Source organism: Microcystis sp. M113S1 (assembly GCF_020246945.1).
Classification (GTDB): Bacteria; Cyanobacteriota; Cyanobacteriia; order Cyanobacteriales; family Microcystaceae; genus Microcystis.
In genome coordinates this window covers 1-20,124 of the sequence record NZ_JADBSA010000006.1, presented here as the reverse complement: position 1 = coordinate 20,124, position 20,124 = coordinate 1, and the positions used below count along the sequence as shown (strand labels likewise).

At 42.6% G+C, this 20,124-nt stretch carries 16 protein-coding genes, 1 tRNA gene and 1 pseudogene; 6 read left to right on the top strand and 12 right to left on the bottom strand.

The features are described 5' to 3' along the window. Positions 1-133: 133 nt before the first annotated feature. From IM319_RS00445 to IM319_RS00425, 5 genes are read right to left on the bottom strand one after another with little or no spacing between them, the layout of a single operon-like run. Complete coding sequence (locus tag IM319_RS00445; RefSeq protein ID WP_287734231.1) at positions 134-652, bottom strand: FKBP-type peptidyl-prolyl cis-trans isomerase; 519 nt, start codon at positions 650-652, stop codon at positions 134-136. A gap of 6 nt (positions 653-658) precedes the next feature. Continuing rightward, the gene (locus IM319_RS00440; RefSeq protein WP_287687669.1) at positions 659-982 is read right to left on the bottom strand and encodes a phasin family protein; all 324 of its coding nucleotides are present in this window, start codon (positions 980-982) and stop codon (positions 659-661) included. Positions 983-996: 14 nt separating this feature from the next. Further along, positions 997-2,820 carry a phosphodiester glycosidase family protein gene (locus IM319_RS00435; RefSeq protein WP_287734230.1) on the bottom strand — a complete coding sequence of 608 codons (1,824 nt, stop codon included), beginning with the start codon at positions 2,818-2,820 and terminating at the stop codon, positions 997-999. A 10-nt stretch (positions 2,821-2,830) separates the two neighbouring features. Further along, positions 2,831-3,331 (bottom strand): type II toxin-antitoxin system VapC family toxin, encoded by a 501-nt coding sequence (locus IM319_RS00430; protein ID WP_287734229.1) that lies wholly within the window; start codon positions 3,329-3,331, stop codon positions 2,831-2,833. After that, entirely contained in the window at positions 3,316-4,863 is a 1,548-nt protein-coding gene (locus tag IM319_RS00425; RefSeq protein WP_287734228.1) for a bifunctional pantoate--beta-alanine ligase/(d)CMP kinase, read from the bottom strand. The genes IM319_RS00430 and IM319_RS00425 overlap by 16 nt, the downstream gene beginning before the upstream one ends. Before the next feature lie 461 nt (positions 4,864-5,324). On the opposite strand from IM319_RS00425, the gene IM319_RS00420 reads away from it, so the two are divergent. Beyond that, on the top strand, positions 5,325-5,576 hold the full coding sequence (locus tag IM319_RS00420) for a DUF4926 domain-containing protein (RefSeq protein WP_287734227.1): 252 nt from the start codon (positions 5,325-5,327) through the stop codon (positions 5,574-5,576). Here the strand turns inward: IM319_RS00420 and IM319_RS22680 are convergent. Continuing rightward, positions 5,491-5,686, bottom strand: a pseudogene (locus IM319_RS22680) (hypothetical protein). The gene IM319_RS00420 and the pseudogene IM319_RS22680 sit on opposite strands and share 86 nt — an antisense overlap. Before the next feature lie 411 nt (positions 5,687-6,097). Here IM319_RS22680 and IM319_RS00410 point away from each other — a divergent pair. Beyond that, positions 6,098-6,823, top strand: coding sequence for an HAD family hydrolase (locus IM319_RS00410; protein ID WP_287734226.1), 726 nt, complete (start codon positions 6,098-6,100; stop codon positions 6,821-6,823). Between the two features lie 77 nt (positions 6,824-6,900). Beyond that, positions 6,901-6,971, top strand: a tRNA-Gly gene (locus tag IM319_RS00405). A 59-nt stretch (positions 6,972-7,030) separates the two neighbouring features. Here IM319_RS00405 and IM319_RS00400 read toward each other — a convergent pair. Both IM319_RS00400 and IM319_RS00395 read right to left on the bottom strand, forming a co-directional pair. Beyond that, positions 7,031-7,456, bottom strand: coding sequence for a lysozyme inhibitor LprI family protein (locus IM319_RS00400; protein ID WP_287673892.1), 426 nt, complete (start codon positions 7,454-7,456; stop codon positions 7,031-7,033). Between the two features lie 167 nt (positions 7,457-7,623). Continuing rightward, on the bottom strand, positions 7,624-9,861 hold the full coding sequence (locus IM319_RS00395) for an FdhF/YdeP family oxidoreductase (protein ID WP_287734232.1): 2,238 nt from the start codon (positions 9,859-9,861) through the stop codon (positions 7,624-7,626). A 196-nt stretch (positions 9,862-10,057) separates the two neighbouring features. Here IM319_RS00395 and IM319_RS00390 point away from each other — a divergent pair, with 196 nt between their 5' ends. The 3 genes from IM319_RS00390 to malQ all read left to right on the top strand — a co-directional run bounded on the left by IM319_RS00390 (position 10,058) and on the right by malQ (position 13,697). Then, positions 10,058-10,546, top strand: a complete 489-nt coding sequence (locus IM319_RS00390) for a sigma factor-like helix-turn-helix DNA-binding protein (protein ID WP_287734225.1) — start codon at positions 10,058-10,060, stop codon at positions 10,544-10,546. Between the two features lie 168 nt (positions 10,547-10,714). Next, complete coding sequence (locus tag IM319_RS00385; protein WP_287734224.1) at positions 10,715-11,839, top strand: hypothetical protein; 1,125 nt, start codon at positions 10,715-10,717, stop codon at positions 11,837-11,839. A 355-nt stretch (positions 11,840-12,194) separates the two neighbouring features. Then, positions 12,195-13,697: a 4-alpha-glucanotransferase gene (gene malQ, locus IM319_RS00380; protein ID WP_287734223.1), complete on the top strand. Its 1,503-nt coding sequence runs from the start codon at positions 12,195-12,197 to the stop codon at positions 13,695-13,697. 50 nt (positions 13,698-13,747) lie between these two features. Here the strand turns inward: malQ and IM319_RS00375 are convergent, their stop codons facing one another. The 4 genes from IM319_RS00375 to IM319_RS00360 all read right to left on the bottom strand — a co-directional run bounded on the left by IM319_RS00375 (position 13,748) and on the right by IM319_RS00360 (position 19,636). After that, positions 13,748-14,173, bottom strand: coding sequence for a hypothetical protein (locus tag IM319_RS00375; RefSeq protein ID WP_287734222.1), 426 nt, complete (start codon positions 14,171-14,173; stop codon positions 13,748-13,750). Between the two features lie 131 nt (positions 14,174-14,304). After that, on the bottom strand, positions 14,305-15,231 hold the full coding sequence (gene argF, locus IM319_RS00370; protein ID WP_287734221.1) for an ornithine carbamoyltransferase: 927 nt from the start codon (positions 15,229-15,231) through the stop codon (positions 14,305-14,307). A gap of 209 nt (positions 15,232-15,440) precedes the next feature. Then, positions 15,441-18,677: a tubulin-like doman-containing protein gene (locus IM319_RS00365; protein ID WP_287734220.1), complete on the bottom strand. Its 3,237-nt coding sequence runs from the start codon at positions 18,675-18,677 to the stop codon at positions 15,441-15,443. 2 nt (positions 18,678-18,679) lie between these two features. After that, a complete protein-coding gene (locus IM319_RS00360) occupies positions 18,680-19,636 on the bottom strand; it encodes a ribonuclease Z (protein ID WP_287077930.1) in 957 nt (318 codons plus the stop codon). Between the last annotated feature and the right edge of the window lie 488 nt (positions 19,637-20,124).

Sequence of the window (20,124 nt, the reverse complement as noted above, 5' to 3'; positions counted from 1 at the left end):
TGGTCAACTACCTAATTTTCAGGGAAAAAGTACCTGAATTTTCCCCCTGATCACTCCCATGCCTGGTACTTTTTGATTGACAAAAAGTCTAAAAGTCTTACCCAACAAGGTTTTTAGATTTATTCAGCAGACCCTATTTAACTTCCAACAATTCCACATCGAAAAGTAAAGTCGCGTTGGGAGGAATCACCCCACCCGCACCCCGCGCACCATAACCTAATTCTGCGGGGATAATTAAGGTACGCTGCCCACCGACTTTCATCGATGCCACTCCTTCATCCCATCCTTTGATCACTTGACCAACTCCAATGGTAAAGGTAAAAGGTTGATTGCGATCTTTGGAACTATCGAATTTTTTGCCGTCTGTGAGGGTTCCCGTGTAGTGAACAGTCACTTTTTGACCTTTTTGAGGACTTTCTCCAGTTCCTTCCACGATATCGATGTATTTTAGTCCCGAATCGGTGGTGACTGCTTGATCTAAATCCATGGAGATGATTTCCTTATTAATAGTTTGAGTGATAGCGGGTGGCTCGATTTCTGCGGCGATCGCATTGGTTTTTTCCCCCCCACCAAAGAGGGAAGCAACGATTAAAAATAAGCCACAAACCGCAATGATAGCAAAACTGAGCAAGATTTCGCGCATTGATTTCATAATTCCCTAACGCCAGAGTTTATTCTCTAAGTCTCTCACCTGCCGTTCTAATCTATCAATCCTTCCTCGCAGTTCGTCCATTTCCGATTGTCGGGGAACCCCTAAATCCTGCAAGATATTGCGGATATAGCGTTCTAAGTTATTCTCGAAGTTTCCCTGTTCGGACTTCATCTGTGTCATCAGATCATCGACAAAGTTTTTAGCCTGATCGGAATTGATTTTACCGTCTTTTACTAATTCGTCGCTCACTTCTTTGATCTTTTCTGCCACCATGGAAGTAGTGCCAATACCCATCAGCAGCAATTGTTTAATCCAGTCGCTATTATCCATTGTTTTCACACCTTTCAAGGAGACGGGGACAAAAATATCCCTATTCCATTATGGACTTTTGCGGCGGTAACGGCAGAGCGATCGAGCAGATAACTCCCCAAGGCTATCCCGGTGGAACTACCCCCATCTAGGTTTAAACCGTCTTTTGCCGCCATTAACAGCAAAATTCGGGCTAATTCGCCTAAAGTTGCCCCCCTTCCCCCGACACGATTATGGATAGCCACTAGCAAAATTTTTCCTTCTCGACTGACGGCGATCGCACTACGGGAAGCCTGTTGATTTTGGAATGCAGGACTAAATTTTTCGGCATTTCCGTCCAAAACTATGCGCCCATTCTGCAATAATAGGGGGCCAGCACCTAAAATCTGGGGATAATCAGCAAAATCTCTCGGTAGGGTGACGCTATCGAGGTTGACTCTTTCACCAATATTTAAATTAATATCTGTCTTTCGGCAGATGACTAAATAACCATTTTCTGGTATGGCGATACTATCCTGTGGGAAAAGATTATTTAATTTCTCCGTTATGCGATCGCCTTGGACGACTAACCCAGTTTCGCGCTCGGTGAGGGGATGATAATTATTTCCCCAATCGCGAGTATAACGACTGCAGCCGGCTGTCAGGAAAGCACTATTTAACTGGGTTAGGGGAAAACGTTGTCCAGTGGCAGTAATGAGAGTTTCCTCTAAACTGAGGCGATCGATCCTGATCTGACCACGATTATCCCATGCGATCGCTCCTCGGTTTAAAATTGGTCCGGATAACCATTTGCCATCGACACGAATTGCCCCCAAAGGTAACTGATTATTACGATTAAAAAAGCCGCCATTAATCATCGCTACCGCATTACTTTCGCTATTAATCGCGATCAGGGGATTAGTGCCGCGCATTGAGGTGGAATTAGCGGTAATCGGTTTAATAGTTATCTGGGGATTTCTGGGATCGATTTCTAACCAAGTCACGGGAAACCAATCTTTGTCTAACTGGATATATTTTTGATTCCAGATTAACCCTGGTTGCCAAACAATGCGCTTTTCATCCATAGCATCGGGACGAGAATCAATAATAATTCGGGGAGGATTATCCACACTGCTGATCTGTAATCCGTAGGCAGTGGGAAGATTGATTTTTAAACGACTGAGAGAACCATTATTTTCTAAGGAAGTGATCTGAGTGGGTAAGTTATTATTAGAGTTGCCTAGATCATCTTCATCGTTATTTTGGTTACTGTTGCTGCTAGTTTGGGGTTGAAACCTAGAGATAAGCGATTGCTGGGCATTTCCTTCTAGGGTAATCACTGCTTGATTTTTTGCCTGACTAACTTGCCAAAAGGTCGGGCGATCGAGTTGCATAATAATCCGTTGTACTGCTCCATAATTTTCTAGCTGAATATCTTGAATCTGGGGAGCAGGAAAGTTAATAGTTAAACTATCGCCATTAATAGTGGTTGTTGCACCCGTTGTTAGTAAAATATCCGTAACGTCTAGCCAGCGATCGGAATTGATAAAATTAGCTGATAAAGTTTGTAAATTAAACCAGCTTATCGGTTGCTTTTTCGGATCATTTGTGCTAAGAAAATCCATGCCGAATAATTGTCTTGCTCCCGTGTCACTCATGGCAATTCTGGTACTATTTCCTACTGTCCACTGTTGCCAAGGAATAGAGAAAGAACGACCATTAAGAATAATTGTTCGTCCCTGTTGCTGGTTTGATAAATCCCTAGAAGCTAAAGTTATTGGTGATCTATGATCGGCTAAAGATATAGCTGGACTGCCGATAATTATCAAGGAAGTTACCGTTAAACAGATAGATTTGATAGTCAGGGAATTTAACTTCATAATTATCTCCCTAAATCACCTTGTTTAAGGAGAAATTTGACGATTTATATCCTTGGCAAGAGAGGCTAGAAGGGACTATATTTTCTTGATCGATAACCTCTAATAATTCTTCAGTTGTTACTACCATCGGTTTAGAGTTATATAGATAACTAGAGGCTTTTTTAAGTTGTTGATCATAGGTAACTAAATAATCACAATTAGCGGCACTACTTAAGATTAAAACATCGTTCGAGTCTGCCAAAATATTACGAATATCTCTAGCATTTTGCCAATATTTATCAAGTTTAACTAAATCAAAATCCAAGATAGTCACCTTTTCTTGAATCCGATCGACTATTTCAGGATGATTACGAACTTCTGCTAAAAATAATAACTCTTGTAAAACAATCGCATTAATAGCAAGACAAACGCGATCGAGAAATACTCGATCGAATAAATGTACACTGGCTAGATCTCCTCGTAGATAAGAAATCAAAACATCAGTATCTAAAAAAACTAGAGGCTTCTCCATTGATTTTCTTCTCCTTGATGATAAAGAGCAATGATTTTTTCCGTGACTTCTGCAATAGTGAGATGATCGCTATTAACTTCGATCGCATCTGCGGCTTTTCGCAGGGGTGCTAGGGAGCGATTACTATCCAAATAATCCCTTTTTTCAATCTCTTGGGTTAATTCTGCGAGACTAATACCCCCATTTCCCTGCGCTTCTAAGTCTTTTAATCTCCTTCTCGCTCTTTCTTCGGGTGTCGCTGTCAAAAAAATCTTTAATTCCGCTTCTGGGAAAACATTAGTACCAATATCCCGACCTTCGACGACTATTCCCCCCGACATTCCCATCTCTCTTTGCAGGGTGACTAACTGCTGTCGCACCGCTTTTTGAGCGGCAATTCTGGACACTTGCGCGGTAATTGCGGGAGAGCGAATCTCTAAAGTCACATCCTGCCCATTAATCTTCACTATAGTCACATTTTCGGGACTATCGGCCGGAATTATTGCTATCTTCGCTAAAGATAATAACTCGGCGATGGCCGCTTCTGCGGACAAATCCAGACCGGAATTGACTACTAACCATGTCACCGCGCGATACATCGCACCGGTATCGAGATAGGTTAACCCCAATTTTTCCGCTACTAAGCGCGTGACTGTGGATTTTCCCGCTCCAGCAGGCCCATCAATAGCGATAACTGCCCGACGTTGACGCAAGATAATATTATCAATTAAACGGGTTTGACCGATCAATCCAGCGATCGCTAACAAGCCATCTGTCTCGATCTGCTCGATCGGTTGTAAACTCTGGGGATGGACTAAATCCAGATACTGACAGCGAAATTCTGGTACTCTGTCGAGATTTTTTTGGACAATAGCCAGTAGTTTTTCCCTTTGTCTTTCCCCTAAACGAAAACTTTCGAGAGCTAATTGCAAACTTTTGACGATAATTGTCGCTTTTTCCCTTTCTGCGGTCGATAGATACTGATTGCGAGAACTAACTGCTAATCCCGATGTTTCTCTCACTGTAGCACAAGCGCGAATCTCGATCGCTAAATTTAAATCCCTGACTAATTGCCGGATAATCGCTAACTGTTGGGCATCCTTTTCGCCAAAATAGGCGATCGTCGGTGCAATTATATTAAACAACCTAGTGACAATTGTGGCTACTCCCTGAAAATGCCCCGGACGAAAAGCACCACATAACCCGCTAGTCAGAGAAATCGGGGGAATAACTGCGGTTATGTCCTCAGAATCACCAATTCCTAAAGTTTCCGCACTAGGAGCAAAAATAGCAGCAACTCCCAAGGATGCACACAATTGGCGATCGCTGTCAAGGCTGCGGGGATAGCGAGAAAAATCCTCTGTGGGAGCAAATTGTAGAGGATTAACAAAAATACTGACCACAGTTACCTCCGCTTCGGCCACTGCGCGTCGAATTAGACTAGCATGACCTTTATGGAGAGCGCCCATGGTTGGCACCAGGGCAATACTGCGATCATGGCGATAATCAGCCAAAAAAGTGCGTAAACCGGGGATTGTTGTGAATATTTGCACAGGTTTCACTCCTTTAATCGCCTATTCCACTACTATTTGCCATTGCTTCCGGGCAATCGGTTTTAAATAATAACATCCCATCGCCTCTTTGTACCCAATAATTCCTTTTTTTCTCCTGTCCTCTGCAATTGTATAGATTAACGGCAAAAAAGACTTGACAAAATCCCTCGATTTGACATATACTTTTTACTATAATCGGAATCCGTGTCGAAATATATATAAGCCTTTTTAGTCCAGACTATTTCAAAAAACTTTCTGCAATTACAACCCCAAAAAAACTTGAAACAATATCAATTAATACACTTGATCAGTTAATCGAATACGGAACCTTCGATCGAGTCGAGGGGGAATTAATCAGCAGTAATCAAGTTCCCCTATCCGTTGTCACGATTTGGCTAAAACGAAACCTAGATCATCAATTTCAATTTATCACCCTCAAACCCAGAAAGAAAAAATAAACCATGGCGCAACTATACGAAGAAGTGACCCTAGCCCGCGACGTTCCCGAATACAATCTTAAGCAGGGTGATTTGGCGATTCTTGCCGATATAGTTCCCCATCCGAAGGGGGGTGAGGAAGGATATGTTTTAGAACTATTAAACGAAGTCGAGGAATCGGTTAACGTCGTCATTGTCCCGAAATCGGCGATTCAAGAAGATGAAAAAGAAGGTTCCTCGTTACTTGGTATGGTTCGATATGGGGGCATAAATTGACTAAATCCTTATCTGGCAAGAGACTTAATTGATTAGTTCGTTCTAGAGCGAAAACAATTGACAAAAATCGCAGCAATGTCTGTCTCTATAGGGGTTTCATTCCTTATCACCCCCTCCCTTGCCTAACAAAAACCGAAGAGCATAATTTTTTTCAGGACGATGACTGGTAAGCAGCCCGAAAATTATATAGATTAATGGCAAAAAAGACTTGACAAAATCCCTCGATTTGACCTATACTTTTTAGTATAATCGGAATCCGTGCCAAAATATATATAAGCCTTTTTAGTTCCGATAATTAAGTGGTTCTGATTAAATAGAAGATAGATTTTGTCTTTGATCCCCCCTGCCGCCTAGAGCCTAGAATTGATTCACAGTAGGGTTGATTCATGAATCAACCCTACCCGACTTCGGGGGGGGGATTGGGGGAAAATGGGTCTTAGCTTCCCCACACCCGGCCCCGACGAAAAACTTTAGTATAATCAAGAATATTTAGTATTTATTAGCTTTTCTGTCTAAGATTGATGTTAAAGGCTGTTCTGTTCGATTTTAATGGGGTGATCATCAATGATGAACCGATCCATCAGGAGTTAATCAATGAAATCTTGATCGGGGAAAATCTGCTGCCCCTAGGGTCGGAATTTGCGGAGTTATGTCTGGGGAGAAGCGATCGCGTCTGTTTGCGTAATGTTCTCACCCGTCGCGGTCGTCAAGTGACCGAGGAATATCTGACTAAGTTAATTAACAAAAAAGCCAGTTTATACCGAGAAAGAATAGGAAAATTAGAGAAACTTCCTATTTATGAGGAGATATACTCTTTTTTAGAACGGGTTAAGGCCAGAGATCTACAAATCGGTTTGGTGACGGGAGCAATACGCTCGGAAGTGGAATCAATCTTGCAACAGGCAGCCCTTGGGGATTACTTTAGTGTCATTGTCACCGGTGATGAGATTAGCACCAGTAAACCCCAACCAGATGGTTATTTACTGGCCGTGGAAAGATTCAATCGTTGGAATTTTAATCTACAGTTGCAACCCTGGGAATGTCTGGTGATTGAAGATACTTTTGTCGGTTGCGAAGCGGCCAAAAGAGCGGGAATGCAGGTGGTGGGAATCGCTCATACCTATCCCTTCCATTTTATGCAGAGAGTGTCCAACTGGGCGATCGATAATTTCTCCCAACTAGATCTCGATCGCGTGGAAGAAACTTTTAGCCAAATCGGGGAAATAAAGGAGCGATCGGGACTTTAGAGGCGATTAACAAGCCGAAAAGCCCTACTTGCAAAAATCGGCAATTCGTGTTATACTAACGAAAGTGCTAAGAAAATGCGGGTGTAGTTTAGTGGTAAAACCCTAGCCTTCCAAGCTAATGATAGGGGTTCGATTCCCCTCACCCGCTTAGGCTGTTGTGCAGTAAACGTCTAAGGAATTATCGGTAATATCAACGGCGATTTTGACTTAGCGATCGCTATCTTCTAAATATCTCTGCAAATCTTTGGTGCGCTGCTCGGTGACATCTGCCAAACAAAAACCGTAAATCATGGGAGCCATCGATCCTCCCTCATAGGCACTTCTTTCAAATTCGCAACTGCTGTCTCTAAACTTAATCCAAGCTTGTTGGGCGCTAATTAATTTTTGTTTGCGAGAAGCTGACAGTTTTGGCAGTAGTTGTCGATAAACTTGATTTAACTTGCGATCAGCGTTTTGATAAGCTATGCTGGCACAAATGTTCATTTCGCTTTGAGTCTGGGGATTGTTACAGTTAGGGCGTTGAGCTAGTTGCAAGTTCGTCGCTGCAGATGTGGGACTTGCAATGCCACGGGTAGCCATCCCGACAGCCAACAAACTTGCTATGCTTAATACGGTTAGTAAAAACTTACCCATGGCTATTTATTCTATGATCGTAAGAACAGGATAACAGAAATGCGATCAAAGCGATAGGGAGCTTCTTTAATTTCGCTTTCCCAGAATTGGACTCGGTTTCGTTCATTTATTCGCTTGCTTAACTCTATTTCATTATTTCCCAAAAAGAAAATCCGAGGAGTTGATAACTAAAAAACCCAGACGGGAACTCGTTTATAAGCGGGGGTTCCACAGCGAGGGTCGATTTTAGCCTTGAATAAAACATTGGCTTCGGGATAAAACATAAAGCCAACACCTTCGCGAATCGGACCGAAAATAATTTCAATATTCTCTAATTTGCCGGCATCTCCTTGAACGGTGACTCGTTGATGTTCTTGAAAGCTGGCTTTTTTGGCATCTTCGGCGTTCATCAATAAACAATGACGGTGAGGCATTCCCCGATATTTATCACCCACTTGATAAACGACGGTATTATGTTGTCCATAACTGCGTCCTGTTCCGAGAATCAGGGCAATTCCGGGGGCATTTTCCGGTTGGTTGAAATCTTGCTTTTCCGGTGCTTTTAAAGTGGGTAAAGGGGTGACGGACATTTGCGCTTTTCCGGTCGATGTCGGAAAATGGGGTTCGGTAAAAATCCGTCCGCTAATGGTAAACTCTGTTTGGGTTTGATCTAATTGCCCGATTTTTTGATAACCCGGAATCGTTTTGGCGATTAACTGACGAATATAGGCGGTGTCGTGTAATCTCGACCAATCAATCGGGTTTGTGCCTAAAACCTTGACGGCAATATTTGTTAATAGTTCTACTTCCGAGATGATATCGACATCAGAACCCTGTAGATGACTGCTTCCCCGCTCGTTAAAACGGACAAAATTATTGCCCGATTCGGTTGTTGTCGGGTGAGGATTTTCAAAACGAGCGAAGACGGGTAAAATTACCGTATTTTGTCGGGCTAATCCGTGAAAATGTCCTAAATTTGGCTTAGTAGCCACATAAAAAATCGTATCAATTTGTGCTAAGGCTTTTTTGGCTTGAGTTAAATCTGGATTTGCCCCATAAAGATTACCTCCCAAACAGAAAAGGGTGTTGATTTTTCCCCGTTCGGCAGCTTCAATTAATGCCCTGGTATCATAACCGCCGGTTATATTTAATGGCTTTCCTAAAAGTTGAGAAAGTGCCTCGGCGATTTCCCGACGTAATTTCACCGTAACGCCCATAGAACCGAAGCCCTGTACATTAGAATGACCTCTGATTGGCATGGTTCCTGCACCTATTTTACCAGCATTACCTGTAAGTAAAGCTGTATTAGCAATACTGATAATATTATCGACACCATTTTCCTGTTGTGTAACCCCCATCGCCCAAGCGAAAACCACTCGCTCTAAATTGCCGAAAAGGGCGGCGGTTGCTTCAATTTCTTCTCTAGATAAACCGCAGGTTTTAGTAATGGTTTCCCAGGGTATTTGTCGGGCATAATCTATAACAGATTGCCAATTTTCTGTATGGGATTCGAGATAATCCCACCGGACTAAATTTTGTTCGATCAAAGATTTTTGTAATCCGACGAATAGGGCGGTATCGCTACCCGGAATCGGCTGTAGGTAGAGAGTAGAAATATCGGAACCGCCCCGCAATAGGGATTTAATCGGAAAAGCGGGCGAGGAGAATTTGACCAATCCGACTTCAATTTGCGGGTTAATAATAATAATTTTACCGCCGCGATCACGAATTTGAATTAATTCATTCATCAGGCGAGGATGATTAGCGGGGGCGTTAGAACCGATCAATACCACACAATCGGCTTGTTTTAAACTTTCCAGACTGACCATCGAAGTCCCGGAGCCGAAAACCTGTTTTAATCCTACGGTCGAGGCGGCATGACAGAGATCGGAACAATCGGCTAAATTATTACTTCCTAATGCCCGGAAAAACAATTGTAAGAGATAGGCGGCTTCATTAGAAGAACGTCCCGAACTATAGGAGGCCAGAGTCTCGGACGGTTGACGAAAAGCTTGTTCGGCTAATCGATAAACTTCTTCCCAGCTAATACGTTGATAGTGACTTTCTCCAGCTTTTAAGAGAACGGGATAACTGAAACGACCCAGGCGATCGCATTCTAAGGAGGTTAAGGACTGTAATTGAGCGAGATGATAGGTCTGAAAAAAATCGGTTTTAATACCCGGCATTAATTCGGAAGTAATCGCTTCGACACTTTTGAGACAACGTTGCAGACTTTCCCCCGCTTCGTTGACAAAACCGCCCTTTTGTCCTCCCGTTCCCCAAGCGCAAGCTAAACAGGCACTTTTATGATTTAAGGTTTGCCAGAGTTTAACCCCTTGAGGAGAGAGGGTTTTTTCTGCCCAATATTGCAATAGGGGAAAACCCCCACCCGCTTCAATTTTGTTGGATGTTTCCCGTTCTTTCATCGCTTTTTCTCCCGATTTTTCCTCAAATCCCTCCGATAGGGAGAGTGTACCCAATACAGTTGAGTTTATCACCATTTTTCAAAAAGTGCATTACCAAGGGATAAACTACCGGGCAAGCTACGGTTAGTTGTTGACAATATCTCATGATTGTGATTTTATCAGACTAGGGAGAGGTCTATTAAAAATGATAATTCCGATGGATGAAAATGAAGACTTTCAACATTTAGAAGAGATGATCGCCAATCTCCAAGTAAAACAGAAACAGATTCTGAAAGGGATGTTAGATTATCCGATTCAAATTGATTCGGCAATTCGGATACTTTCCGATCCATCTCGGCAATTGGCAACAACTCCTAATAATATAACCAGAATACATAAAATACTTAAAGAATTGGAAAAACAAGGATTGGTTACGTGTCGCAACCGTCAATATTCTTTGACCGAGTTGGGAAGGGAAATAGTAAAACACCTTAGCAATAAGAGTCTAACCCCAAGACGGGATGCACAGAGAAAGGAAAGACTTAAAAAAAGTTACGATTTTTTAGAACTCCATAGGCAGGGATTAAGCTATCAGCAAATAGCGGATAAATACGGCATAAGTCGGGAGCGCGTCCGTCAAATTCTTTCTACCAACCCCGAATTTGAAGCTTATCGGCAAAAACAAAAGGAAAAAAATTATCGCTGAACGACTGAAAGAAGGGTAGAGGAAACTAGATTTATGGAAGAAATATTGGATTTTTATACCCTGTGAATAGGAACGACCTATTATGTGGTACGGTAAGTAATTTCTAGGGGATCATTTTTAATCCATTGACTATGATTGATCAATAAACCTTGAGATAGGTTGCACACCATGAGCGAATACCAATATTACGAATTTCAAGCGATCGATCGCCCCCTCACCCAAGAGGAAAGGGCTGCCATAGGCCAGCTATCGAGCCGCGTCAAACCGACGGCAACGAGTGCCAGTTTCACCTATAGTTACGGCGATTTTCGAGGCGATACCAAACAAGTGCTGGCTCGGTATTTCGATATTATGTACTACATCGCCAACTGGGGAACACAGCAATTAATGTTTCGTTTTCCCAAATCCCTGATCGACCGAGAAGCAATTGAACTTTACTGTATTGATGATTATATCAGCTTATCTTTTGTGGGAGATTGGGCAATTTTAGATTGGGAATTTAGTCAAGAAGAAGGTTTTGATGACTGGATAGAAGGAGAAGGGATTCTATCGGAATTGATAGGATTACGCCAAGAAATTCTCCAGCAAGACTATCGAGGATTATATTTAGCTTGGCTGAAAGCTATTGCCTTATCCGAGGGATATATAGACATCGATAACACCCAACTAGAACCTCCTCTACCCCCCGGACTAAATCAACTTTCTGCATCTCAAAAGGCTTTTATAGAAATCGTTGAATTGGACGAACACTTATTAAATGTTGCTTGTGCATCCAGTGGTAAACCAACAACTATCTCTGAGCAAACTTGGCAACAAGCTATTAGCCAATTATCGGCTTCTGAACGCCAAGATTTCTTATTAAGATTGGCTAAAGGAGAACCGAATTTATCTGCCAAATTCAAACAAAAGCTGTCTCAATTAATCCCTACTTCTCCCGCTTCTAACCAGCCTCGACGTACGATCCAAGAACTTCTTGAGGCTGCTGCTGAGGAAGGAAAAAAGGCAGAAAAACGGCGACAACAAGAAGCGGAAGCCAAGCGAATTGAGGAACTACAAACTTTAGCTAAACGGGAAGCGCAAGTTTGGCAGCAAGTCGAGTCCCTAATTCAGAAAGCCCAGTCTAAACCCTACGATGAGGCTGTTAAATTGTTAGTCAAATTAAGAGACTTAGCCGAATATCAAAACCGGTTGCCCGTTTTCCAAGAGCGTCTGAACCAGATTTACGAACAGTACAGTAACAGGTCTGGGTTGAAGAGGAGGTTACAAGAAGTGGGACTTACTGACAGTAAGTGAATCGCTCTTGAATTTTCGGCGGCTGCATCTCAATTTTGCAGAAATATCTATATTACATTTTGGGCGCATCGATCAACTCACTGACCGATGCGCCCCTACCATTGGCGCAATAACTGACAAGCGATCGGTTTTTCCTCCGGGGTAGCGTGGAACGTGATCCCAAGGAATCTTTTTCACTGGAAAGACGATCTGTTAATGTACGGCTGTAATGCCTGATTTTGTCCTATAGGTCTAATAAAGTTGTTAAGTATTGCCCTTATCGATCGAGATCGGGTTAGCTTTGAGATAGCAGTGAGCATTCAGCTTTAAAAAATATAATAACTGCTAACCGAATCACTGATAAGGGGGTTTTTTCATGGCTTTTAGCCGTTCTAGCGGTATTTTGCTTCATCCCACCAGTCACCCCGGTCGTTACGGGATTGGAGAACTAGGTAGGGAAGCCTATCAATTTATCGATTTTTTGGCTCAAAGTGGTCAAAAACTCTGGCAAATTCTCCCTTTAGGCCCCACAGGCTACGGCAACTCTCCCTACATGAGTTTTAGTGCCATTGCTGGCAATCATCTCCTGATTAGTCTCGATATTCTTCGGGAGAAAAACCTGCTTAGTCATGCAGATTTAGAGGATATTCCCGATTTTCCCCTCGATCAAGTGGATTTCGATAAATTGATCGCTTGGAAAATTCCCCTACTTAGAAAGGCGGCGAGCAATTTTGTCAAGGGTTCTGACACAATTCTTTACAAACAGTTTGCCGGCTTTTGTGCTGGCAATGCTGATTGGTTAGAGGATTACGCCCTATTTATGGCTTTATCCCACGCTTACCAGGGTAAAGCATGGATGGAATGGCCGACAGAAATTCGCGAACGTCATTGGGGTGCGTTGGAAACACCGAAACAGGAGTTACAAGAGGAGATTTTTCTGCACAAATTCCTGCAATTTGAGTTTTTTGAGCAGTGGTTAGCCCTAAAACGCTATGCTAACGCCCTTGGTATCGAGATTATCGGTGATATCCCCATTTATGTCTCCCATAATAGCGCTGATGTTTGGGCAAATCCCCCGGTTTTCCGACTAGATACCCAAACCGGTAATCCCTTGGAAGTGGCAGGGGTTCCCCCGGATTATTTCTCAGCAACGGGTCAATTATGGGGAAATCCTCTTTATAACTGGGATTATCTCAAAAATACGGGCTTTGACTGGTGGGTACGCCGTTTAAAAGGGGTTCTTTCCCTAGTCGATATCATCCGTATCGATCATTTTCGCGGATTAGAAGCCTATTGGGCGGTGGCTTTTGGCCAGGAAAACGCCATTAATGGTCGTTGGCTGAAGGCCCCGGGTTATGATCTCTTTAATACCATCCGGGATCGTTTGGGTAAATTGCCGATTATTGCCGAAGATTTGGGCGATATTGACCAAGCAGTCCTAGATTTTCGCGATCACTTTGCCTTCCCCGGTATGAAAATTCTCCACTTTGCTTTTGGGGGTGATGCGGGTAATCCCTATCTTCCTTTTAACGTCGAACGCAACTGTGTGATTTATACCGGCACTCACGATAATAATACTACTCTGGGCTGGTTTCAAGATAACGCCAATGACTACGAAAAAGCGCGACTTTATCAATATCTTGGCGCTCCCAGTGGTCAGGGAGTGGCTTGGGATCTGATTCGACTTGCCTATAGTTCCGTGGCTAATCAGGCGGTCGTACCGTTACAGGATGTGTTAGGTTTAGGATCGGATGCGCGCATGAATACTCCCAGTGTCGCAGAAGGCAATTGGTCATGGCGCTATCGTCAGGAAGCTTTAACCGGAGAATATAGCGACAGATTGCGAGATTTAGTCAATCTTTTTGGCAGAAATCGTTAAATCTAAACCCTTTTGTCGAGACGTTACCCCTAACGTCTCTTTTAGTCCGGTTAATCTTGGCGAGAATTTTTTAGCAATCTTTGCCGGATGCGATCGAGATTTTCTTGACTATTGACGGGTAAATGGGGTAGGGGTAATTCTAAATTGGGCCAATTACTCAAATCATGGCAGGGACAGGATAAACCCGATTGGCCCAGTACCTCAATTGGTACGGGTATAGTACAACGAGCGCAGGGATGAAATTCCCATTGAGGGGAAAGTAAGTCTTGGATAGTTTGTTGAGTACCTTCTAGGTAACAATCGCCACTTTCAGGATCGAGCATTTTTTGCCAACAATCTTCAAACTCCGCTGAATAGCGATCGCCATTGAAAATTGGCAGCGGAAATAGCATAGCTTGGTTTTTGGGACAAATAACTTTTTTTCCCAATTGAAACCAATGGGCGAGATATTGTTTAACTGCGGAGGTGTCTGACATATAGTATGTGTGGAGGCTGCCCTGATTATTGCTCTTACCATCAATCCTAGCGTTAACTTCCGGTGTCGGACAGGTCTTAGGATGATTGATGATCGAGTTTAATGATTATTTTAGTAACTGAGCATCTGGAGCTAGATTAATCCCAATAAACTCACCATTAAAGCTTTTTGGGCGTGCATCCGATTTTCCGCTTGTTCCCAGACTTTTGATTGTACACCCTCGATCGCCCCGTCGGTAATTTCTTCGCCGCGGTGAGCAGGTAAACAATGGAGAATAATCGCGTCTTTGTCAGCGTGACTCATTAGCTGTTCATTGACTTGGTAGGGCTGAAAAACGGGAATTCGGGCATCAGCGAGGCTTTCCTGTCCCATACTTGCCCAGACATCAGTATAGACCACCTGAGAGTCTTTTACTGCGGTAACGGGATCATCGGTAATGAAGATTTTACTACCGGTTTTCTCGCCAATAGCCTGGGCGCTGGCGACAATTTCCCCATCGGGTTGATAGTTTGCGGGGGAGGCAACCCGCACATTTAACCCCATCAAAGCACCACCCAAGAGGAGAGAATTAGCGACATTATTGCCATCCCCGACATAGGTGAGGTTAATTCCCCGTAAAGTCTGAAAAGTCTCTTGGATAGTCTGTAAATCGGCTAATATCTGGCAGGGATGTTCTAAATCCGTTAAAGCGTTGATAATCGGGATGCGCGAGTAATTAGCAAAAGCTTCTAAATCCTCTTGTTTAAAGGTGCGAACTGCGAGAATATCGAGATAGCGATCGAGTACCCGGGCTGTATCTGCTAAGGGTTCCCCTCGCCCCACTTGGGTTACACTGGGATTAAGATCGATCACCTGTCCCCCTAACTGGTACATGGCGACGGTAAAGGAAACCCGCGTCCGGGTGGAAGCTTTATAAAATAGCAATCCCAAGACTTTTTTGCAGCTAGGGTTAAGATTGCCAGCTTTAAGCTGTGCCGATAGATTGAGTAGGGCGCTGATTTCTTCGCTACTCATGTCGGTTATTCTTAAAACATCTCGTCCTTTTAAAGTGGCTACCATTGGTTTTTCTCTCGATAAACAGGGGTCTTGATTGGCTTCTATGGCAGTTAGCGATTAGCAAAAATCTTGGGTAAAGACCTTATTATAATCCAGTTTTTTCGCTATTAGGCAATTTTTCCCGAAAATTTTCATGGTGGGGGATGTTAGTCCAGCTAACACCCCCACTTTTTCTGTTATCCGAGGACTAAAAACAAGAAATTGCCTAATTTCTACTTAACTAATTTTGCCCCACACTTAGAACAAAAATTAGACGAGGGCGGATTTTTATGTCCACAATTACCACAGATAATTAAAGCTGGGTTAGCCACTTCCGTCACCGAAGAAAGAGGTATTTCTCCACCGCTATTCAACTTATAGTTATCGATTAACTGCAAAATAATTGCATCTTCCCGTTTATATTCTGTATTATCTTTTCCTCCTGTCAACTCCTCGGAACGTTGTTGTAAATATTTGATAAAAGTCCGATACAAAGCTTGTTTTTTCTGCGGAGTGGCCGAATCCTGTAACTTAGCCGTCACCTGACTTTGAATTTTTTCCTTATCTTCGCGACAAGCTTTTACTTCTAACACCTGTACCGCATCTTCCCAACTGGTGGCGATATCGACTTTTTTTAATCCCGTTGCGGTTTTAATTTCATAGCGAATTGTTTTCTCATTAGTGACTCGATTGACTTCTGGAAAAAGCACTTTCAAAGCTCGGGCTGTCACCACCAATTGATAAATACTCGGATCTTCGGGAAAAACATCCCAGAAAGGAGCTTCCTTTTGGATATGCACGGGGATGGGTAAATCGCGATTTTCCCCCATTTGTTGGGCGCGTTTAGCGAGAATAAATTCTCCTTTCCAGTCTTGATAGGATTGTCGCAGCTCTCGCATTCCATCGAGACAGCGTAGGGAAAAACCGCCAATTTCCTGCACGAAGACAAGACGATGTTTTTCCACTTCTCCCAAGGGTTTAATATCGTCTTCGTTGGCAATAAATTCCCGCAGTTTCGGAATAATTTTTTGGGCTGCTGGGTTATTGGTATTTCTTCCCCCAATCAGGGCAACATTTTGATTTAATTGGGGCGTAAAACCCGCATCTTTTCCCCGCAAGACCGCAGGATTGAGCATAATTAGGGGTCGCGATTTTTGGTAGGCAATGCGAAGATTATTGATAATATCGGCATCGTTGTTATAGATTTTTAACAAGCGATCGCAAGCGGCTAATTCCTGCTGAATGCGACTACTAACCGGGGCATTTTGTAGTAGTTGATTAGCTTGGTTTATGATAATTTGTTGGAAATCTCCTTGACGAATATCGGCAATCTCGGTGATGTCAAATAAACGCATATTTTCATCAGCGCGGCGCGTTTCTTTCCAGAGGGGGCTAGATTGCTTTAAAATCTCTTCTGAGAGGGGTAAACAAAGGTTATCCATACCTGTATCGTAGGCATTTTTGTTACCGGCAATCCCCGAAGCAAATTGTTCGATAAAGTCTTGATAAAGACCATTTAATTCTTGTCTATCAAATAGTTTAATCCCATTAATTAACAAAGCATCGGCACTATCAATCTGTTGATTAGCTTGGAGATTAAATAGATCGCGACTTTGAATTAATTTCTGACGAAAGCGATTAAAACGGCTTTCTAATTGATTAAGATGTTCCAGTAAACGATTAATAACCTCTACTCCTGCACCTCTGGTTTTTCGTTGAATATTGGCCATTAAATAGCCTTCCAATCCCGTTAAAGCTTGTTCACAATATTGTTCCATCTTATCTTTTTTCGAGACATGAAGTTTATCTTTCAGATCATTAATTTCTGCTAAGGCTGTATCATATTCTCGTTGACGTTTACTTTCGTTTTGACTCCAAACCTGTTCTTGATCGCGACGGAATTTTTCTGCCATGTCGGTGAAGATTTGTCGTACTGAAACAATAAAACTCTCGGCAAATTTTACCCCACGGTTTCGATCCTCAAGGATATTATAAAACTCCATTTCTAGAGACTTTTTACCCCGTTGAATAATTTCATCCCGGTTATTATAAATCTTTTTCAGGTAATCGCCGTGCAGCCGCTCATCGGGACTTAATTCTAGTAAATGATTGCGTTTAAATTCCTCGACTCTTGGTGTTAAATAATCATTAATAAATCGCAGAATTTTTCCCTGTTCATTGCCTAAAATATTAACACCCTGTTTGGTACAAGATAGCCAATTATCTTGATTGATTTCCTGACGAGTTTCGTTAGTCCATTGGGAGATTATGGCAATTAAAGAGCGATCCTTGTCGGCACATAAATCCATAATTAATTCCCCTTCGCTCAAGCGCATTCTTTTGAGGATATCACCTCTTACTAACTCCAACATTTGAGCGGGTAAAATCACGGAATCATTCAGCCACCAATTAATTAAATCTTTGGCTAAACGTTCCGATAAAGAAGCACGAATTTGGGCAATAGGAATTTCAATAGTTGATAGCCCAAAACTCATAAATTGCTTAGGATAACCGCGACCCCCAGGGTCAGCTTGCGCCCAAGAACCCTTAATATTATCTCTAATGGAACGCTTATGGGGGGCAAAATCAGAGGTCATATCTAGGAAAATATTTTGGGCGATCATTTCCCGAATTTGACCGAGTTTAAAATCACCTTCTCCGTTTTTTGTTCCTACTAAATAGGTAAAATCAAAGGGGGGTAATTTACTAACAACTTCATCGACCAAACCACTGCTAAACTGTTGATGATATTCGGTTCTGTAGTCAGAAAAGTAATTTAATTCCATCAGGGCAGCGTAACCATTAGCCAAAACTCGATCGCCGACACTAATCCCCGCAAATGCTTCAGGAGTGGGAACAATTGCCGTACTTAAAGGACTACTTTCCCCTCGCAACCAATTACGAATACAGTAGCCTATATCGATTAACATTCCGCTACCCGTACCACCGTTTAAAGACCCCGTAGTAAAGACATTAATAGCAGTATTATTAACTTTAATTCCATAGCGATCGAGCATAAAGTTTTCTTGTCCTTTTACCCGTCTCACCGCATCCAGAAATTTCCTTTGGATCTCATGATAATTACAAAATAAAGCAAAACGTCCACAGGCGCGAATTTGTCCCGCTCCCGCTTCTAGGGAAGTAATATTTCTCTCTAATTCCGGGGGAAACCAACTATTAATCCAGGGATATCTATCCATGTCAGATACCATCTCCTGTACCTGTTTTCCACTCACCCGGGACCAGTGTTTTTCGTTATCTTTAAAAGCACTGCCGGCAGCTTCAGGATTACTGATTTTATAATCCTTATCCGTGTCAACCACCAAAAAGCTGACAATCGGAAAATTACTCAAACTGCCATAACTTTCCTCGATTAAGCGACGCAATCGCGATAAAATTTCGTTACCCGTGCCACCAATACCCACTAAAACCGTGGGAACCATGCTTTTTTCTTCTACTGCTGCTGGCATAATTACTTAACTCCTAAGACCATTTCTTGACGGTTGCGGGGGACTTCGTAGGTGAGGAAATCGTAGGCTAATTTAGTGTTAGGAAAAATCGCCCGCGCTTCCTCTAACAAATTGGAAATATCCAGAGAATTACCCGGTAGATAACGGGGACTAAAATGGGTCATTAATAACAATTTTACCCGGGCTGCCAAGGCCACTTGGGCTGCCATCGTTGAAGTGGAGTGAACACTTTCAAAGGCTAACCCGGCATCTTGGTGAGCAAAAGTTGCCTCATGAATTAGCACATCTGCATTCTGTGCCAATTCGATCGAGCCTTCACAGAAAATAGTATCGGTACAATAGGCAATTTTACGGCCGATTTCCGTTTCTCCGCAGAGGGACTGACCGCGAATTTTGCTGCCATCGGCGAGGGTGACAGTTTCCCCTTTTTTCAGCTTGCCGTAAATTGGTCCAGGGGGAATACCCAAAGCGTTGGCTTTTTCCACATCAAAACGTCCTGGACGGTCTTTTTCGGCGATGCGATAACCGTGGGCGGGAATACGATGTTTTAATAGCTGACAGGAGACGGTAAATTCTTCATCTTCGTAGAGTATGCCAGGGGAAATGGCATGGACACGCACCCGATTAGCCAAATTAGTATAGGAATACTTAGCACAAGCGCGCAGATAGTCCGCTAGTCCGGGGGGTCCATAGATATCAATATCCTGAGCAGAACCGGCTAATCCGATACTGGCTAACAGTCCCATTAAACCAAAGATATGATCCCCGTGCATATGGGTGATAAAAATGCGTCGAATTTGGGAACTTTTCAGGTCGCTACGCAGTAACTGGTGTTGAGTCCCTTCTCCACAGTCAAACAGCCATATTTCCGCCCGTTGCGGCAAACGAAGGGCGATACTAGAGACATTACGGGAACGAGTGGGAACCCCAGAACTGGTTCCTAAAAAAGTAATCTCCACAGGATAGCTGTCAGGATAGAGGATTCTTTTTCTAGTCTAGGCTGTTTTTATCGATTTCTCGATCGAATTACTGCTTTTCTGTATTTCTTGACTTGGAAACAGGAAATCCCCTGATTTTGAGTTTCGCGGACAGAAATACACCAGTGTTCCTATCATACTTTGTGCTTTTTGTCAAAAAAACTTTTTTTTTGCAATAAAACTACACAAAAAAAAGATCATCGTTGTGGGTGAAATTGACTAATTTACCTGTCTTAATTAGGATCACCCTGTAGGTGTGGCAAGGGTTTCAACCATTGCTGCCCAAAAACGCACAGAATAACCGACTCTGAAATTCTATCAAATCGCTGTAACCATTGCAACATCGTTGTTAAATAAAAATCTTTCTCAATTAATTCTTAAGAATTTGTAAATATTGCGGAATTTTAATTTAAATATTCTCAAGTTTTTGGATTCAATAAATAATTTTTACTTATATTTTTGTGAAAATA

Bases quoted from the DNA above. Each gene is read 5' to 3' on its own strand.
- IM319_RS00445 (WP_287734231.1), bottom strand. From the start codon at position 652: ATGAAATCAATGCGCGAAATCTTGCTCAGTTTTGCTATCATTGCGGTT.
- IM319_RS00440 (WP_287687669.1), bottom strand. From the start codon at position 982: ATGGATAATAGCGACTGGATTAAACAATTGCTGCTGATGGGTATTGGC.
- IM319_RS00435 (WP_287734230.1), bottom strand. From the start codon at position 2,820: ATGAAGTTAAATTCCCTGACTATCAAATCTATCTGTTTAACGGTAACT.
- IM319_RS00430 (WP_287734229.1), bottom strand. From the start codon at position 3,331: ATGGAGAAGCCTCTAGTTTTTTTAGATACTGATGTTTTGATTTCTTAT.
- IM319_RS00420 (WP_287734227.1), top strand. From the start codon at position 5,325: ATGGCGCAACTATACGAAGAAGTGACCCTAGCCCGCGACGTTCCCGAA.
- IM319_RS00410 (WP_287734226.1), top strand. From the start codon at position 6,098: ATGTTAAAGGCTGTTCTGTTCGATTTTAATGGGGTGATCATCAATGAT.
- IM319_RS00400 (WP_287673892.1), bottom strand. From the start codon at position 7,456: ATGGGTAAGTTTTTACTAACCGTATTAAGCATAGCAAGTTTGTTGGCT.
- IM319_RS00395 (WP_287734232.1), bottom strand. From the start codon at position 9,861: ATGAAAGAACGGGAAACATCCAACAAAATTGAAGCGGGTGGGGGTTTT.
- IM319_RS00390 (WP_287734225.1), top strand. From the start codon at position 10,058: ATGGATGAAAATGAAGACTTTCAACATTTAGAAGAGATGATCGCCAAT.
- IM319_RS00385 (WP_287734224.1), top strand. From the start codon at position 10,715: ATGAGCGAATACCAATATTACGAATTTCAAGCGATCGATCGCCCCCTC.
- malQ (WP_287734223.1), top strand. From the start codon at position 12,195: ATGGCTTTTAGCCGTTCTAGCGGTATTTTGCTTCATCCCACCAGTCAC.
- IM319_RS00375 (WP_287734222.1), bottom strand. From the start codon at position 14,173: ATGTCAGACACCTCCGCAGTTAAACAATATCTCGCCCATTGGTTTCAA.
- argF (WP_287734221.1), bottom strand. From the start codon at position 15,231: ATGGTAGCCACTTTAAAAGGACGAGATGTTTTAAGAATAACCGACATG.
- IM319_RS00365 (WP_287734220.1), bottom strand. From the start codon at position 18,677: ATGCCAGCAGCAGTAGAAGAAAAAAGCATGGTTCCCACGGTTTTAGTG.